This window comes from Rhodanobacter sp. IGA1.0 (assembly GCF_040208325.1).
In the GTDB taxonomy this organism is placed as follows: Bacteria; Pseudomonadota; Gammaproteobacteria; order Xanthomonadales; family Rhodanobacteraceae; genus Rhodanobacter; species Rhodanobacter spathiphylli.
This window is the reverse complement of record NZ_CP157948.1, coordinates 1,295,741-1,311,316: the sequence shown is the minus strand read 5'-3', so window position 1 is coordinate 1,311,316 and position 15,576 is coordinate 1,295,741. Positions and strand designations below refer to the sequence as shown.

Annotated in this window: 17 protein-coding genes; 4 read left to right on the top strand and 13 right to left on the bottom strand. The window is 67.8% G+C overall.

Annotated elements, in window-relative coordinates; translation table 11 throughout:
* Positions 1-19: 19 nt before the first annotated feature.
* Positions 20-868, bottom strand: a complete 849-nt coding sequence (gene fghA, locus ABNK63_RS05820; protein ID WP_350016934.1) for an S-formylglutathione hydrolase — start codon at positions 866-868, stop codon at positions 20-22.
* Positions 869-1,011: 143 nt separating this feature from the next.
* Here fghA and ABNK63_RS05815 point away from each other — a divergent pair, with 143 nt between their 5' ends.
* Both ABNK63_RS05815 and ABNK63_RS05810 read left to right on the top strand, forming a co-directional pair.
* Positions 1,012-2,928, top strand: coding sequence for a DEAD/DEAH box helicase (locus ABNK63_RS05815; RefSeq protein ID WP_350016933.1), 1,917 nt, complete (start codon positions 1,012-1,014; stop codon positions 2,926-2,928).
* A gap of 80 nt (positions 2,929-3,008) precedes the next feature.
* Positions 3,009-4,622 carry a sulfotransferase gene (locus tag ABNK63_RS05810; RefSeq protein WP_350016932.1) on the top strand — a complete coding sequence of 538 codons (1,614 nt, stop codon included), beginning with the start codon at positions 3,009-3,011 and terminating at the stop codon, positions 4,620-4,622.
* Between the two features lie 34 nt (positions 4,623-4,656).
* On the opposite strand, the gene ABNK63_RS05805 is transcribed toward ABNK63_RS05810, so the two are convergent.
* Both ABNK63_RS05805 and ABNK63_RS05800 read right to left on the bottom strand, forming a co-directional pair.
* Positions 4,657-5,043, bottom strand: a complete 387-nt coding sequence (locus tag ABNK63_RS05805; protein ID WP_350016931.1) for a YkgJ family cysteine cluster protein — start codon at positions 5,041-5,043, stop codon at positions 4,657-4,659.
* Positions 5,044-5,246: 203 nt separating this feature from the next.
* The gene (locus ABNK63_RS05800) at positions 5,247-6,113 is read right to left on the bottom strand and encodes a neutral zinc metallopeptidase (protein ID WP_350016930.1); all 867 of its coding nucleotides are present in this window, start codon (positions 6,111-6,113) and stop codon (positions 5,247-5,249) included.
* Between the two features lie 122 nt (positions 6,114-6,235).
* Between ABNK63_RS05800 and ABNK63_RS05795 the strand changes: the two genes are divergently transcribed.
* A complete protein-coding gene (locus ABNK63_RS05795; RefSeq protein ID WP_007804694.1) occupies positions 6,236-6,628 on the top strand; it encodes an MAPEG family protein in 393 nt (130 codons plus the stop codon).
* Between the two features lie 2 nt (positions 6,629-6,630).
* Here the strand turns inward: ABNK63_RS05795 and ABNK63_RS05790 are convergent, their stop codons facing one another.
* Complete coding sequence (locus ABNK63_RS05790; RefSeq protein WP_007804692.1) at positions 6,631-7,407, bottom strand: class I SAM-dependent methyltransferase; 777 nt, start codon at positions 7,405-7,407, stop codon at positions 6,631-6,633.
* A 179-nt stretch (positions 7,408-7,586) separates the two neighbouring features.
* Here ABNK63_RS05790 and ABNK63_RS05785 point away from each other — a divergent pair, with 179 nt between their 5' ends.
* On the top strand, positions 7,587-8,405 hold the full coding sequence (locus tag ABNK63_RS05785; protein WP_350016929.1) for a CPBP family intramembrane glutamic endopeptidase: 819 nt from the start codon (positions 7,587-7,589) through the stop codon (positions 8,403-8,405).
* Here the strand turns inward: ABNK63_RS05785 and ABNK63_RS05780 are convergent.
* The 9 genes from ABNK63_RS05780 to ABNK63_RS05740 all read right to left on the bottom strand — a co-directional run bounded on the left by ABNK63_RS05780 (position 8,389) and on the right by ABNK63_RS05740 (position 15,449).
* On the bottom strand, positions 8,389-8,964 hold the full coding sequence (locus ABNK63_RS05780) for a nucleoside triphosphate pyrophosphatase (protein ID WP_007804689.1): 576 nt from the start codon (positions 8,962-8,964) through the stop codon (positions 8,389-8,391). The genes ABNK63_RS05785 and ABNK63_RS05780 overlap by 17 nt on opposite strands.
* Positions 8,965-8,990: 26 nt before the next feature.
* Entirely contained in the window at positions 8,991-9,440 is a 450-nt protein-coding gene (locus ABNK63_RS05775; RefSeq protein WP_007804687.1) for a GNAT family N-acetyltransferase, read from the bottom strand.
* An 18-nt stretch (positions 9,441-9,458) separates the two neighbouring features.
* The gene (gene rlmH / locus ABNK63_RS05770) at positions 9,459-9,929 is read right to left on the bottom strand and encodes a 23S rRNA (pseudouridine(1915)-N(3))-methyltransferase RlmH (RefSeq protein ID WP_007804685.1); all 471 of its coding nucleotides are present in this window, start codon (positions 9,927-9,929) and stop codon (positions 9,459-9,461) included.
* 12 nt (positions 9,930-9,941) lie between these two features.
* On the bottom strand, positions 9,942-10,340 hold the full coding sequence (rsfS, locus tag ABNK63_RS05765; protein ID WP_007804683.1) for a ribosome silencing factor: 399 nt from the start codon (positions 10,338-10,340) through the stop codon (positions 9,942-9,944).
* Between the two features lie 78 nt (positions 10,341-10,418).
* Positions 10,419-12,719, bottom strand: a complete 2,301-nt coding sequence (locus ABNK63_RS05760; RefSeq protein ID WP_350016928.1) for an LTA synthase family protein — start codon at positions 12,717-12,719, stop codon at positions 10,419-10,421.
* A 170-nt stretch (positions 12,720-12,889) separates the two neighbouring features.
* Positions 12,890-13,972 (bottom strand): nitronate monooxygenase, encoded by a 1,083-nt coding sequence (locus ABNK63_RS05755; protein ID WP_007804679.1) that lies wholly within the window; start codon positions 13,970-13,972, stop codon positions 12,890-12,892.
* A 104-nt stretch (positions 13,973-14,076) separates the two neighbouring features.
* Complete coding sequence (locus tag ABNK63_RS05750; protein WP_007804678.1) at positions 14,077-14,364, bottom strand: pentapeptide MXKDX repeat protein; 288 nt, start codon at positions 14,362-14,364, stop codon at positions 14,077-14,079.
* A gap of 85 nt (positions 14,365-14,449) precedes the next feature.
* Positions 14,450-15,043: a DUF1345 domain-containing protein gene (locus ABNK63_RS05745; protein WP_007804676.1), complete on the bottom strand. Its 594-nt coding sequence runs from the start codon at positions 15,041-15,043 to the stop codon at positions 14,450-14,452.
* 130 nt (positions 15,044-15,173) lie between these two features.
* A complete protein-coding gene (locus tag ABNK63_RS05740; protein WP_350016927.1) occupies positions 15,174-15,449 on the bottom strand; it encodes a GNAT family N-acetyltransferase in 276 nt (91 codons plus the stop codon).
* Positions 15,450-15,576: the final 127 nt, after the last annotated feature.

Below are 15,576 nucleotides of genomic sequence, written 5' to 3'. Positions count from 1 at the left end.
GGGGTCCGTTCGCGAGCCGCTACGACAGGCCAAGCGCCGCCGCATGGTGGCGCAGATGGTCGTCGATGAAGCTGCCGATGAACCAGTAGCTGTGATCGTAGCCGGCATGCCGGCGCAACAGCAGCGACTGGTCCGCTTCAGCGCAGGCCTGGTCGAACAGCTCGGGTTTCAGCTGGGTTTCGAGGAAGCCATCGGCTTCGCCCTGATCGATCAGGATGGTTCCGGGAAAGGTCTGTTGTCGCACCAGTTCGCAGGGATCGTATTCTGCCCAGCTGTCGCGATTGTCGCCCAGGTAATGCGGCAGCGCCTTGTGTCCCCAGGGCACCTGGCTGGGCGCCACGATCGGGGCGAAGGCCGACACCGAGCGGTACCGAGACGGATGCCGCAAGGCGATGACCAGCGCACCGAGTCCGCCCATGGAATGCCCGCAAATGCCGCTGCGCGAGGCATCGACCGGGAACCGGGCGGCGATCAGTTCGGGCAGTTCGCGGGCCACGTAGCTGTACATGCGGAAGCGGGACGACCAGGGCGCCTGGGTGGCATCGAGGTAGAAACCTGCGCCTTCGCCGAATTCCCAGTCGCCGGTGGCGCCTTCGAAACCGGTGTTGCGCGGACTGGTATCGGGCATCACCAGCACCAGGCCCAGTTCGGCAGCCAGGCGTTGCGCGCCGGCCTTGATGGTGGCGGTCTCCTCGGTGCAGGTCAGCCCGGCGAGAAAGTACAGCACCGGACACGGCCCATCAGCCGCCTGTGGTGGCTGGTAGACCGCGAAGCGCATCGGTCCGCCGCAGGTTTCGGAGTGATGGCGATAGAAGCCTTGTACACCGCCGTGCAGTCGCTGTTCGGAAATCGTCTCAAACATGTTCATCGTCCTTCAGTCGTCGACCAAGCATAGCCGCAGCTTCCAGGCCCGCAGTCGACTGGCGCCAGCTTCAACAATGCTCCGCACTGGTAGAATGCACGCCTTGTGCGTCGCTTTCCCGACCACTTTCTGTTTTAGAGGTATCCCCCATGTCATCCCCCGTTTCCGACAACGCCCCGGTACCATCCGGCTTTGGCGCGCTTGAGCTGCACCCTGACGTCCTGCGCGCGCTGACCGACGTCGGCTACGAGTCGCCCTCGCCGATCCAGGCAGCGACCATTCCCCCGCTGATGGAGGGGCGTGACGTGCTCGGCCAGGCGCAGACCGGCACCGGCAAGACCGCCGCGTTCGCGCTGCCGATCCTCTCGCGCATCGACCTGAAGCCCGGCAAGCCGCAGGCGCTGGTGCTGGCGCCCACGCGCGAATTGGCCATCCAGGTGGCCGAAGCGTTCCAGAAATACGCCACCCACATGCGCGGGCTGCAGGTGCTGCCGATCTACGGCGGGCAGAGTTACGGCCCGCAGCTGCACTCGCTCAAGCGCGGCGTGCACGTCGTGGTCGGCACGCCCGGCCGCGTCATCGACCATCTGGACAAGGGCACGCTGGACCTGTCGGAGCTGAAGTACCTGGTGCTCGACGAAGCCGACGAGATGCTGCGCATGGGCTTCATCGACGACGTCGAGAAGGTGCTGCAGGCGACGCCGCCGCAGCGCCAGGTCGCGCTGTTCTCGGCGACCATGCCCACGGTGATCCGCAAGATCGCCCAGCGGCACCTGAAGGATCCGGTCGAGGTCACCATCAAGTCCTCCACCACCACCGCGGCGAACATCCACCAGCGCTACTGGTTCGTCAGCGGCATGCACAAGCTCGATGCGCTGACCCGCATCCTCGAAGCCGAGCCGTTCGACGCGATGATCATCTTCGCGCGCACCAAGCAGGCCACCGAGGAGCTGGCCGGCAAGCTGCAGGCGCGCGGCCTGGCCGCCGCCGCGATCAACGGCGACATCGCCCAGCCGCAGCGCGAGCGGGTGATCCAGCAGCTCAAGGACGGCAAGCTCGACATCTTGGTCGCCACCGACGTGGCCGCGCGCGGCCTCGACGTGGAGCGGATCAGCCACGTGTTCAATTACGACATTCCGTACGACACCGAAAGCTACGTGCACCGGATCGGCCGCACCGGCCGCGCCGGCCGCAGCGGCGAGGCGATCCTGTTCGTCAGCCCGCGCGAGCGCGGCATGCTGGGCGCGATCGAGCGTGCCACCCGCCAGCCGATCGAGCAGATGCAGCTGCCGTCGGTCGAGGTGGTCAACGACGTGCGCATCGGCAAGTTCAAGCAGCGCATCACCGACATCCTGGCGCAGGATGATCTCGGCGAATTCCAGAAACTGATCGAGCAGTACGAGCAGGAACACAACGTGCCGGCGATCGAGATCGCCGCCGCGCTGGCGCGCATCGCCCAGGGCGACCAGCCGCTGCTGCTCTCGCCGCCGCCCAAGCGCGAGAAGTACGAACCGGCCTCGCGCGAGCGGGTCGAACGCGCCGCGCCGCGCGAGCGCAGCAGCGAACGCCGTCCACCCCACGCACGCGAAGCCGGGGCTGCCAGCCACCCGTCGGCGCACGAATCCAGGCCCGCCGAACATCGCCCGCGCGAGCACGGCGCCCATGACCGCGCCCCGCCGCGCGAGTTCGGCCAGCGCCCGGTGCGCGCGCACGCCACCGAGGAAGGCAAGCGCACCTATCGCATCGAGGTGGGTCACGAGCATGGCGTGAAGCCGGGCAACATCGTGGGCGCGATCGCCAACGAGGCCGGTCTGGAAAGCCAGTACATCGGCCGCCTCAGCATCCGCGACCACTACAGCCTGATCGACCTGCCCGACGGCATGCCCAAGGAAGTGTTCGAGCACCTGAAGAAGGTCTGGGTGGTGCAGCAGCAGTTGCGCATCCACGAGTGGGATGGCACCGACACCGGCACCAGCGCGCCGCCGTCCCACAAGCCGGGCGGTCCCAGGAAGCCCGGCGGCTTCAAGCCACGCCCCGCCGGCGGCAAGCCGCCAAAGCGCAAGTAGGCGCTTCGGGTCGCGCCGCTCGATAAGCGGCGGCGCGACCACGTAACATCGGCGGATCATCGCCACCGCGAACCCGTCGCATGCCCAGCCGCAACGCCGAACAGCAACCGCCCAGCGGCTCCCAGCCGCGCATCGATGGCCTGTCGCCGGCGGCCTTGCAACAGTTGCAGGCGGCCGCGCGCGCCATTCGCGATGGCGCCGAAGCGCCGGCGCGCATGGCGCTGGACACGACCCTCGAACTCGCCCCGGAACATCCCGAGGCCTTGCGCCTGTACGCCATCCTGCACACCCGCGCGCAACGCCAGGACGAGGCGCAGGCCTGCCTGCAGCAGGTGCTGGCGCGATGGCCCGACTATGCGCTGGCCTGGTCGGACCTGGGCGGGGTGCAGCAGGCACGCGGAGACATGGAAGCGGCGTTCGCCAGCTGGCGGCAAGCCTGCGCGCTGGCGCCGGCTGCGCCGATGCCGTGGTTCAACCTGGGCCGAAACCTGCAGTTGCATGGCGACACCGACGCCGCGATCGAGGCGCTGCAGCAGGCGCATGCGTTGGCGGCGGATTTCCTGCCGGCGCTGATCCTGCTCGGCGATGCCCTGGTCCACGCCGGCCGCTTCGACGAAGCCGATGCACGCTACCGCGCCGCGCTGGCCCTGCATCCGGCCTGCGGCGATGCCTGGCGCGGACTGGCAAACATGAAGACGCGACCGCTGTCGGACGCGGATCGGGAACAGCTGGGTGCCGCCATGCGACAGCCCGGCATCGCCCCGGCCGATCGCATCGCGATGGGTTTCGCGCTGGGCAAGGTCTGCGAGGACCAGGAACGCTACGAGGAGGCCTTCCACGCGCTGAATCGCGCCAACGCCGAACTGCGCGAGATCAGGCCGTGGCAGGCGTCCGCCTTCCATGCCCACGCCGAGGCCCTGCTTGCGGCATCCCGGCGGCTGCCGCCGCCCATCGACGCGGGCCTCGGGCGTGAAGTGATCTTCATCGTGGGCTTGCCACGCTCGGGGTCGACCCTGTTCGAGCAGATCCTCGCCGCCCATCCCGAGGTGGAAGGCGCCAGCGAGCTCACCGAACTGGAACAGGTGCTCGGCGAGGAATCCGCGCGGCGCCGGAAACCCCTGCTGCAATGGATCGACGAGGCCGGTGCGGACGACTGGCAACGACTGGGCCGGCGCTATCTGGAGCTCACCGCCCGCTGGCGCCGACACAAGCCCCGGCATACCGACAAGCTGCCGTCGAACTGGCTGCTGGCCGGCGTGCTGGGCGCGATGCTGCCGGGCGCCCCGGTCATCGACGCTCGCCGCGATGCGCTGGAAGCAGGCTGGTCCTGCTACAAGCAGCAGTTCTACAAGTTGCCGCACTTCGCCTGCACGCTGACCGACATCGCCGCCTATGTCCGCGACTACGAACGGATCATGGGCGCCTGGCAGGCAGCGGCGCCGCAGCGCATCCGCATCCAGCGCTACGAGGCCTTGCTGGCCACACCGGAAGACGAGATCCGTGCGCTGCTGGCGTTCTGTGACCTGCCGTTCGACCCGGACTGCCTCGACTACCATCGCGCCTCGCGCAACGTGCGCACGGCCAGCGCGGCGCAGGTGCGCCAGCCGTTGCGTCGCGACACGGCACGCGCCGGCAATTACGGCGCCCTGCTCGATCCGCTGCGTTTCGGCCTGGGCCTGCCCAGGGCCGGCTGACCGCACCGATCAGGCAAAACCAACCGGCAGCGCTTCAGGCACTTTGCGGCAACGGCGGCAGGCCGGCATCGAAGGGATCGAGCCAGTCTCCGGGCGTCAGCACGGGCAGGCCATGGGCCAGCCGCGCCTTGTCGCATTGCGGGCTGACCGCGCCGAACTCCCATGACGGCTGCACTTCGCGGCATACCGACGGTCGTTGCGGATAGATGCCGCAATGGGCGGCCTCGCCCACCACGCCCTGCAGCGCCACGCAGCGTATCTGCGCGGCGTTGGTGCCGCGCATGGCCAGCCGGTGCGGATCAAGTTTCTCGGTCAGCTCGGGCGGCACGCAGCCGCCGAGGAACGCCTCCGCTTCCGACCAATGGAAGGCCACGCGATAGAACGCGCAGCAGGCACCGCAACGCAGGCAGGGATGATCCATCGAACCGACCAGGGGCGCCCCGAGGCGCGCAGGGAGCGGATTCTAGTGCGCGGGGACGCGGCTGGGGAATGGGGGAGCGATGTCGCCTCGCTCCCCTTTTTGCGGGAGGCCGTGCGGCAAGAGCGACCCCACCCTTGCCCTCCCCTGCTTGCAGGGGAGGTAGACGGAGAGCGCTCGACCTCAAGGTCGAGCGCTTGCTTGCTTCAGGGCTCTCCGGCGAAGGTATTGCACCGGGCCATGTCGCCGCTGGCGAACCCGGTCTTGAACCACTTCACGCGCTGGGCCGAGGTGCCGTGGGTGAAGGTGTCCGGACGCACGCGGCCTTGCGCCTGCTGCTGCAGGGTGTCGTCGCCGATGTGGCTGGCGGCGTTGAGCGCCGATTCGATGTCACCCGGCTGCAGCCAGTTCAACTCCTGCTGGCTGTGGTTGGCCCACACGCCGGCATAGCAGTCCGCCTGCAGTTCCTGTCGCACCGACAGGCCGTCGGCGCCATCCATCGGGGCGCCCTGGCGCCGGGCCTGGTCGACCTTGTCGAACACGCCGGTCAGCTTCTGCACGTGATGGCCGACCTCGTGCGCAATCACGTACGCGCGGGCGAAGTCGCCGGAGGAATGCAGTTCGTCCTGCAGTTGCTGGAAGAACGCCACGTCCAGGTAGACCTTCTGGTCACCCGGGCAATAGAACGGGCCCACCGCCGTGCTGGCGCTGCCGCAGGCCGTACTCACGCCGCCGCTGAACAGGTGCAGTTTCGGCTCGACATAGGTGGCGCCGTGTTCGCGAAAGATCTCGCCCCAGCTCTGCTCGGTGGAATGCAATACGGCGCTGACGAAATCCTTCTGCTCGGGATCGACCTGGGCCGGCACGCCGGTCTGGCCGCCGGCGCCGGGCTGGATGCCGCCCTGGTCCAGCAAAGCCATCGGGTTCTTGAAGAAGATCCAGCCGATCAGCGCCAGCACCACGATGGTGCCCAGGCCCATGCCACGACCACCGCCGAAGCGCCGGCCGCCACCGCCGCCGCCGCCACTATCGATCTCGACGTTGTTGCTGCTGCCACCCTTCCGCCAATCCATAGATCCCCCGCAGTGCTGGTACGTGCGCCTCGGCGCTGTCCGGCGACGATAGCGCGCTGCCGCGCATCGCGCCACGTCGGACATCACGGCTAAAGTAGGCCACCCTTCGTGAGGATTTCAGCATGACCCATCTGCCCGCCCTGGTTACCCTGCTCACCGTATTGCTGATGTTCGGCACCATGTGGGCGGTTGGCCACGCCCGCGGCAAGTACGGCGTCAAGGCACCCGCGACCACCGGCGACCCGGCCTTCGAGCGGGCCTATCGGGTACAGATGAACACGCTGGAGGCCACGGTGATGTTCCTGCCGACACTGTGGCTGGCGGCTCACTACGGCTTCACCGGATGGGCCGGCATCGCGGGCCTGGTCTGGCTGGCTGGCCGCGTGTGGTATGCCCTGGCCTATCTGCGCGACGCCGGCAAGCGCGGACCGGGTTATCTGGTGAGCATGCTGGGCTGGGCTGCGGCACTGGTGATGGCCTGCATCGGCGTGGCCCGCGCGATGATGGTCGGCTGAAGTCAGCCGAGCAAACCCGGAGCGGTGCCGCTCAATACCCACAGACGATGCGGCACCGCCATCGGCTCGCCGGCGTGACGCGCGGCCAGCAACGCGGCCAGCTCGGCATCGAAGCGCTGGACTCTTGTTTCGTCCAGGCTGGCACCGATGCCGGCACTGGCGCGGATGCGCCCCCGCCAGTCCGCGTGGCTGTAGGAAACCTCCACGTCCAGCGACCAGGTGCGCAGGTCGCTGAAGCCGGCTTCGGCCAGGTCCTTGAGCCATGCCGGATACAGGCCACTGCCGCTGTGCATGGTCCAGCCCGCGTTGTAGGCAAGGATCAGGCGCTCGGTGTCCTGCACCATGTTGCCGTTCAGCGGTACCCAGTCGAAATGCGCGATCACGAAACGACCGCCGGGCCGCAGCCACTTGCGCACCAGCGCGGCGCTGCGGGCGCGCTCGAACCAGTGCCAGCATTGTCCGGCCGTCACCACGTCGAAAGAAGCCGGTGCGAAGTCGGCGTTCTCGACCCTGGCCCTGACCTGTTTCACCTGCACACCCGCGGCGCGATCCAGCTCCGCGGCTTGCGCCAGCAGCGGAGCGGAATGATCCAGGCCGGTGACCTCGCAGCCGCGCAAGGCCATCCCGCGGGCCACCGTGCCGGTGCCCGTACCCAGATCCAGTACGACGTCACCGGTATGGACGCAGCCGTCGCTGAGCAGGCGATCGAAGAAGATCTCGGGGAACCCTGCCCGATGGCGCGCGTAGTCAGCGGCCGTCCTGCCGAAGTCGATAGCCATCACACCCCCTGTAGCCACTGGTGACGCAAGCTTCTGCTGTTTGGCATAGTAGCGGCATGACCCCGCGCTGCAAGCCGTGGCCCACGCACGCTCCCGGCACGGGTGAAGACCTGTCCGGCGGGTGACACCTCGAAGCGCGCGCCGCGCCTTCACCAGCATCCCGCAGGCATGATCAACGCATGGAAGTCAGTGGTACCCAGACACCCCGGCCACCCGCCCTGCCCTCCAGCACGACATATCGACTGCCACCGGGCCTGGGCGGCGCGGTAGGCATCATCGCGGGCTACTTTGCGCTGCAATTGCTGGCCGGATTCGCGTTTGCGCTGGTAGCCATGTTCGCCGCGATGTTCGATCACCCGGCGACCGGCCTGGAAGTTGCCGTCGGCACCACCCTCGCCCGGCCAGGCATGCAGGCCTGGCTGGCGATCGTCTCGCTGGGCGTGGCCGCGCCACTGACCCTGTGGCTGGCGCATCGGCAGTGGGGCGCGTGGTGGTCGACGGCTCAGCCGCCGGGGCTGGGTTTCGTTGCGCCCAGCCGGACCTGGTTCTTCGCACTGGCCATCGCCACCGGCCTGCTGCTGCCGTGGATCGGTTCGCTGCTGACGCAGTGGCTGGCGCATGGCCATCCGGTGACCCAGGACATCGAGCAGATCGGCGCGCGGACTCCGCTGGCATCGCGCCTCCTGCTGGTGCTGGTGGTGGTCGGCGTGGGGCCGGTCGTGGAGGAACTGCTGTTTCGCGGCGTGCTGTTGTCGGCCCTGATGAGGCATTGCCGTGCCGGCCTGGCGGTGGCGCTCAGTTCTCTGGCATTTGCGCTGATCCATCTGCCGGGGCTGGATTACCAGTGGTATGCGCTGCCGAACCTGCTGCTGCTGGCCGTGCTGCTGGCGGTCCTGCGCCTGGGTTCAAAGTCGATCTGGCCCGGCGTGCTGGCACACGGCATCAACAATCTGCTGGCCGTCGTCGGCTGGTTCATCGCCGTCAGGGCGACGGGCTGATACCGCCACGACGCAGCAATCGCGCCGTTTCGAACAGCGGCAGCCCCATCACCCCGGAATAGCTGCCGGCCAGATGCTCGACCATGGCCCCCGCGCGTCCCTGGATGGCATAGGCGCCGGCCTTGCCGAACGGTTCGCCGCTGGCTACGTAAGCCTGGATCAGCCCATCATCCAGCGCGCCGAACCGCACCCGGGAAAGGCATTCCTCCCGGTACTCGCCCTGCCCGCCAACCAGCCACAGCGTCGAAATCACCGTATGCGTGCGACCGGAGAGCCGCCGCAGCATCGCGGCCGCATCCGCGGCATCGCGAGGCTTGCCGAACACCTCGTCGTCCAGCACCACCTCGGTGTCCGCGCCCAGCACCCACGCCGATGATGCATCCGTCAGCGCCGCCAGGCCGGCACGGGCCTTGTCGCGAGCGACCCGGCTCACGTAGTCCTGCGGTGATTCACCCGCTTCGCGCTGCTCGGTCACCTCGACATCGATCACCGCAAAGGCCACGCCCAACTGCTCCAGCAACTGACGGCGGCGTGGCGATTGCGAGGCGAGATACAGCATGCGAATTCCGACGGATGCGGGGAAAGTCAGAGGGTCAGCCCGTACTCGCAGAACTGCGAGTCACGCCGCCAGCCCAGTGATTCGTAGAGCGCTTGCGCCGGGGCATTGTCCAGCGCGGTGGACAGCGACAGACTGGCTGCCCCCAGCGCGCGCGCCTGGTCCGCCGCCGCGCGCAGCAATGCCGCCGCCACGCCGCGTCGGCGCGCCGACGCGCTCACGAACAGGTCGTTGAGCAGCCAGGTGCGCACCATGCGCACCGAGGAAAACAGTGGATACAACTGGGTGAAACCAAGCCCTTCGCCGCGTTCGTCGCAGGCCAGCAGGATCAGCGATTCATGGCGGGCAAGCCGCGCCGCCAGGAACTCGCGGGCGCCCGCCGGATCGGACGGCTGGCCGTAGAACTGCCGGTAGCCATCGAACAGCGGCACCAGCGCATCGAGATCGGAACGGGTTGCCGAACGGACGGAAAAGGACATACGCGCTCCCTGGAAGCATCAAGCCCGATGATAGGGGTGGCCGCTCATGATCGTGGTCGCGCGATACAGCTGCTCGGCCAGCACCAGCCGCACCAGCATGTGCGGCAGGGTGAGCGGCCCGAGCGACCAGCGCTGGTCGGCGCGTTGCAGTACCTCGGGCGCGTGACCGTCGGGTCCCCCGATCAGGAAGGCCAGGTCGCGCCCGGTCATGCGCCACTTCTCCAGTTGCGCAGCCAGCTCTTCGCTGGACCAGGTCTTGCCGCGGCCGTCCAGCGCGACCACATGGATGTCGTGCGGCAGGGCGGCGAGGATCGCCGCGCCTTCGTCCTGGATCGCCCGCGCATCGTCGCGGCCCTTGCCGCGGGTGCCGGGTTTCAGCTCAACCAGATCCAGCGGCAGGTCATGGGAAAGCCGCTTGCGGTATTCGGCGAAACCTTCCGCCACCCAACCGGGCATGCGCTCCCCGACGGCGATCAGGCGGGCACGCATCGGCGCAGCGACTCAGCCTGCCTGTGCGGCTTCGCCGCCCGCCTCGCCTTCGTGGCCGTGGTCGCCCACCGTCCACAGCCGTTCCAGGCCGTAGAACTCGCGGATGCGCGGCAGCATCACGTGGACGATCACGTCGCCCAGGTCGACCAGCACCCACTCGCCCTCGGTCTCGCCTTCCACGCCCAGCGGCATCACGCCGGCCTTCTTGGCGAACTTGGTGACTTCGTCGGCAATCGACTTGACGTGGCGGGCGGAGGTGCCCGATGCGATGACCAGCAGGTCGGCGATGGAGGTCTTGCCGCGGACGTCGATCTCGCGCACGTCCTTGGCTTTCAGTTCTTCCAGCGCGTCGATGACCGACTTGCGCAGGGTGGCCGTGGTGACGGACTTGTTGGTACGGGCAGTGCTCAAGAGGATGGGCCTCGGTGCGGAGTCGCAGCGCAGGATGGCGCGGGCGCAGTATAACCGCCCTTCCGGCGCGCCCGCAGATCAGGGCGCATGCCCGGGGCCGACGAGCAGTTGCCGCTGCATGTCGCAGATTTCCATGCCAGCCGTCCCGCGATCCACCAGGCTCATCATCCGGTACGTCCCCGCCGGCACGTCGTCGGGGTAAACGGTGATGTTGAACCCGGAACGCACTGCCGCGCTGGCCCGCAGCACCCGGGCCACATCGGGGCGCGACACCCCGGTGCGGGCCTGAAAGCCATATGCCTCGCTGTCGCCCCGCAACAGCAGCTTGAACTGTGCCGGCGCGGTGCCGTCGCCATCCACTACCCAGCCGCCGGTAGTAAACGGTTGTCCCGGCCGGATCGTCGTAGCCACTCCCCGTGTCAGGGTCTTGCCATCCACGCGATCGAGCGCGCAGTGGCCGGCTGGCCTGGCTGCGGCCAGCACGGGCGCCGGCAGGCGAAGGGCATAGCCATCCAGCACGGCATCGGCAGGCGCAGGCGCCGCCGTTTCGCCGTGGCCAGCCCCCGCCGGAAAGACCGTGTTGGCTACCTCGTGCGTGTAATAGGCTTTCACCAGCGCCCTGCATTGCGCATAACCAGGCGCGATCTGATCCGGTATCTCACCCGGGGCGTAGACCTGTCCGTGGTAGATCGCATAGACCGCGCGGCCGATCGCCGCCACGGAAAAATCCCGATCGTGGCGGCGGTCGAAAAGCGAGTACCCCAGGAAGCTGTTGCGGATCTTGTCGATCCCGAGCAACTGCAGGAGGGTCGGAGCGAGATCCACCGACGTGCGCCCGTGGGCGTCCAGCCGCGCCGGCAATTGCAGCCATGGCGCGTGGATAAGCAACGGTATCTGATCGACGAAATACGGCTTGTAATGGTCGCCCGCCACGCGAACGTACGGCGGCTCGGCATAGTGCGCATGATCGACCGTCAGCACCAGAATCGTGTTGGCGGCATACGGCGACGACATGAAGTAGTCGTAGAACGCGCCGAATTCCGCATCGGTCGTGTGCAGCGTATTCAGACTGAGCTCACCCCCGTCCCGATACGGAATGCCGTCGGCGGGAATGTCCAGGAAGGCATGCGTACCGACCGAGTACAGGCTGGCAAAAAACGGCGTCGCGTCATTTCGTTGTCGCAGGAACCGAACCAGCGAACCATACGCCTCCCGATCGGTCAGCGATTGGCGAAACAGGGGTTCGGGCACATGCAGCAGCTCGCTGCGGCTTCGAGTCGCCGTGTAGATATTGTCGAAGCCCAGCATGCCCACCAGCGAGGTCAACGCATCAGATCGCGGGTGCGGTGAGAAGAACACCGTTTCATAGCCGCGCCGTTGCAACATTTTCGGCAACGAGGCGTAAGAACGCCTTGCGTAGGACGACGCATTCCCCTCGCGCCAGCCGGCCCCGCCGTCCGCCCCGCCGTGGAACGGATAGCCGGAAGTCAGCGTCCCTTGCAGGCCGCGAAACGTGGCAGCGGTGTGGTTGAAGTAGTTGTCGACCACCATCGCCTGGCCGGCCATCCGCGACACGTTCGGCGTGAGACCGGGATAGCGTCCCCCATAGCTTTCAAACAGGCGGGCCGATTCCCCTTCGATGAACAGCACGATCACGTTTGGCTGCTGCACCGCCTGCGTCGCTGGAAACGGCAGCGACGGCGGAGCACCCAGGCCGTCCCGGAGAAATGGATAATGGCCTGAACCCAAAGTCACGCCGCAAACGGATTCCCCTGCGGACAGCACAGTCGATCCATCCGGCGCGTCATCGGGGTCGTACAAGTCGAGGCCGGCGCGAAGCATGGCGGCGAGCGGCGACTGGCCGGATGCAAGATGAGCTTCGCTGCCAGCCGATGAGGTACCGGCATTGAGCGCGGCTACGCCTGCGCAACAGAGCAGCGCGGCAAGCAGCAAACCGAGCAGCGGTCGTCGTGGCAGCTGCCTTCCGGCCCTGCGCCACGAGTACACGAGCATCACGACGCAGGCCACTCCCGCTGCCACCAGCAGTGCGTTTCTTGCCAAGCTGGCGGTGAGGAAAGCCTCTTCAGTGTTTTCCAGCGCCAGCACGCTGACAAAACTGTTGGAGATCAACAGGGCATAGCCCTGCACCACTGCGGTCATGGTGAACACCATGACGATGGCGGCGTAAAGCGCGGTGCGCGACAGGCTTCCGCGCAGCGGTCCCATGCCAAGCAGCAGCGTGCACGCGCAGCCGAACGCCAGGGCTTCGAGCATGCCGGCCAGCAGCACGCTCGATATCAGCCTCGCCCCGGGAAGCGCGGGCAGGCGGGCGAAATAGACTGTCAGGATCACGATGTACGCCATGAACAGCAGCGCCACGTAAATCCACGGTGGGCGCAAACTGCCGCGCCGGACCTTGCTTCGAGGAATGGTCAATGCCCCGGTCACCATCATGACAAAGTGATGACTAGGCTAGCCAAACCCGGACCGGACGGCCAGCTTGCCGCCACGGCGAGCGAGGCGCACCCTGCCGTCTTGTCGCATGTGGATCAATGCGCCAGGGAACGGCGGGCCAGCCGGTACTCGTGCATCAGTCGCGCGACCAGTTCGGCGGCGGGTTGCGGACGGACCAGGGCGGCGGCCTGGCCGCACCATTCGGACAACAGGTCGCCACGACCCGCCGCAGCGGCGGCGCGACGCAGCGGCGCGGTGAGCGCGTTGAGGATCGGGTATGGCAGGCCCTGGGCCGCCGCCGGCATCGCCTCGACGAAACGGTTGCGCAGGCCGCGGGCGGCGCGGCCGGAGAAGCCGCGGATGGTGGTGACCCGGTGTTCTTCGACCCCTGGCAGATCCTGCTTCCACGCCGTAGCCGCCGGGCATTCCGGGCAGGTCAGGAAGGCGGTGCCCAGCTGGCTGGCGGCCGCGCCCAGCGCCTCGGCCGCCAGCATGCCGCGACCATCCATGATGCCGCCGGCGGCGATCACCGGCACCTCCCGGCCGCTGGCCGCCAGCGCGCGCACGGTGAGCGGCAACAATGCGAACAGGCCGATCATCGCGTCCTCCGCGTCATGCAGGAAGCTGCCGCGATGACCACCCGCCTCGGCTCCCTGCATCGAAACCGCGTTCGCGCCCGCCTCAACCCAGGCGCGCGCCTCGGCCACCGTGGTGGCAGTGCCGATCACGTAGATGTCGCGCTGCCGCAGCTCGCGCATCTGCGCGGGGCCAACCACCCCGAAGGCGAAACTGGCCACCGCTGGACGCGCCTCGCACAGGGCGGCGAACTGGTCGGAGAATCGCGGCGCCCAGCGCGCGGGCACGGAGGTGCGGACATCGAGCCCTTCGCGGATCATCAGCGCGTCGAGCTGTTCGCGCGCTCGCGTCACCGCCGCCATGTCGGCCTCGAATTCATCCGGCAACACGAACAGGCCGATCGCATGCGGCCGGTCGCCCAGCGCGCGGATCTCCGCGGCCTGATCGAGGATCGCCTGCGGTTCCAGGTAGCCGGCGCCCAGCGAGCCCAGCGCGCCGGCATTCGACACCGCCGCGACCAGCGCAGGTGACGTCGATCCGGCCATGGGCGCCTGGATCAGCGGATGCTCGATGCCGAGCCGGCTGGCGAACGACGCGCTCATGGGGGATGGCCTGCGGGAAGGATGGCCAAGTATCCACCGCCATCCACGGCAACTGAAGCCGCCGACGGAACGTCGCCGAGCGATGCCCCGTCGGCGGTGCCCGGTCAGCCGCCGGAGCTCATCGCGTCCTCCTTCATCGCCTCCCCTTTCATCGAACCGTGCTTCATCGAGTCGTGCTTCATCGAGTCATGCTTCATCGAACCGCGCTTCATCGCATCGTGCTTCATGGCGCCCATCTTCATCGAATCCTGCTTCATCGCATCTTTCGACATGGCGTCGTGCGACATCGCGGTGCTGGAGCTGGCAGCCATCGCGTCCTGGGCGAACGCGGCACTGGTGGCGAGGCCGCAGGTCATGGCGGCGGCGAGAACAAGGGCAAGGCGTGCATTCATCGGTCATTCCTCGAAAAGGGATGGAACGGTCGGGCCGCCCCGTCCCTTCATTCGCCATGACTTGCGCCCGAGTTACCTGGCCTGCTCAGCCGCCCTGCCCGGCCACGATGTTGACCGTGATCGCGATGATGAACACGTTGAAGAAGAATGCGATCACGCTGTGCATCAGCACCACGCGGCGCAGGTAGTTGCTGGTGATCTGCACGTCGGAGACCTGGAAGGTCATGCCGATCACGATCGAGAAATAGGCGAAATCCCAGTAGTCCGGGTCGGGCGTGTGGGGAAACTCCAGGCCGGCATGCTGCGTGCCGACATCGCCGTAGTAGCCATGCGCATAGTGGATCGCGAACATCACGTTGAGGAACAGCCAGCTGAGGATCACGCTGAGCACGCCCACCCCCAGCGCCAGCACGCCACCGCTGCGTGCCGCATGCAGCTCCATGCCCAGTGCACCCAGCACCACACCCGACAGCAGCACCCCACCCAGCAGCACGCCCCAGCGACCGGTGTCGATCGCCTGCGCCTGGCTGCGCATCGTGTCCGGCGTCGACTGGTTGAACAGATGGAGCATCACGCCCAGGAAGATCATCGCGGCGAGATCGAAGGCCAGCAATACGGCGTTGGTCAGCGGCATGCCACTGACCAGCAACACGGCAACCGTCACCACGAAAACCAGCATCGAACCGATCGTTCGCGGGCGGCCCCGGGCGAATCCCCATGGGCGCCAGCCGCGCGATGCGCGCCCACGCGACTTTCCCGCCTTGTCCGGCACGGAACGCCCGCTCATGACGCGGCCCGCCAGCGCGGGATCAGGCCAGCAGGTCGGCGTAGTCGGGGTGGCGTTGCATCCATGCGGCAGCATAGGAGCAGGCCGGGACGACTTTCCAGCCCTCGCTGCGCGCCGTGTCCATCGCGGTCTGGACCAGCGCCGCCGCAATTCCGCGGCCACCCACTTCGGCCGGCACGCCGGTATGGGTGATGGTCATCACGCCGCCGGCGAGCAGGTAGTCGAGCACGCAGGGCACGCCCTCCACCTCGGTCTGGAAACGGTGGGCGATACGGTCGTGGCGGATGACGCAGGACATGGCGGTTCCTGATGGGGCGCAAACGGCGATGGTACGGCGCCCAGGGCAACCCCGCGTGAAGCGCCGCACCGACTTCGTTCGCGCCAGTTGCATGGCCGAGGGCGCACAGTCGGCCTTCACCCCACAG

Bases quoted from the DNA above. Each gene is read 5' to 3' on its own strand.
- ABNK63_RS05780 (WP_007804689.1), bottom strand. From the start codon at position 8,964: ATGCTGTATCTCGCCTCGCAATCGCCACGCCGCCGTCAGTTGCTGGAG.
- ABNK63_RS05785 (WP_350016929.1), top strand. From the start codon at position 7,587: ATGGAAGTCAGTGGTACCCAGACACCCCGGCCACCCGCCCTGCCCTCC.
- ABNK63_RS05775 (WP_007804687.1), bottom strand. From the start codon at position 9,440: ATGTCCTTTTCCGTCCGTTCGGCAACCCGTTCCGATCTCGATGCGCTG.
- ABNK63_RS05795 (WP_007804694.1), top strand. From the start codon at position 6,236: ATGACCCATCTGCCCGCCCTGGTTACCCTGCTCACCGTATTGCTGATG.
- ABNK63_RS05740 (WP_350016927.1), bottom strand. From the start codon at position 15,449: ATGTCCTGCGTCATCCGCCACGACCGTATCGCCCACCGTTTCCAGACC.
- rlmH (WP_007804685.1), bottom strand. From the start codon at position 9,929: ATGCGTGCCCGCCTGATCGCCGTCGGGGAGCGCATGCCCGGTTGGGTG.
- ABNK63_RS05800 (WP_350016930.1), bottom strand. From the start codon at position 6,113: ATGGATTGGCGGAAGGGTGGCAGCAGCAACAACGTCGAGATCGATAGT.
- ABNK63_RS05810 (WP_350016932.1), top strand. From the start codon at position 3,009: ATGCCCAGCCGCAACGCCGAACAGCAACCGCCCAGCGGCTCCCAGCCG.
- ABNK63_RS05815 (WP_350016933.1), top strand. From the start codon at position 1,012: ATGTCATCCCCCGTTTCCGACAACGCCCCGGTACCATCCGGCTTTGGC.
- ABNK63_RS05750 (WP_007804678.1), bottom strand. From the start codon at position 14,364: ATGAATGCACGCCTTGCCCTTGTTCTCGCCGCCGCCATGACCTGCGGC.
- ABNK63_RS05755 (WP_007804679.1), bottom strand. From the start codon at position 13,972: ATGAGCGCGTCGTTCGCCAGCCGGCTCGGCATCGAGCATCCGCTGATC.
- fghA (WP_350016934.1), bottom strand. From the start codon at position 868: ATGAACATGTTTGAGACGATTTCCGAACAGCGACTGCACGGCGGTGTA.
- ABNK63_RS05790 (WP_007804692.1), bottom strand. From the start codon at position 7,407: ATGGCTATCGACTTCGGCAGGACGGCCGCTGACTACGCGCGCCATCGG.
- ABNK63_RS05805 (WP_350016931.1), bottom strand. From the start codon at position 5,043: ATGGATCATCCCTGCCTGCGTTGCGGTGCCTGCTGCGCGTTCTATCGC.
- ABNK63_RS05745 (WP_007804676.1), bottom strand. From the start codon at position 15,043: ATGCTGGTTTTCGTGGTGACGGTTGCCGTGTTGCTGGTCAGTGGCATG.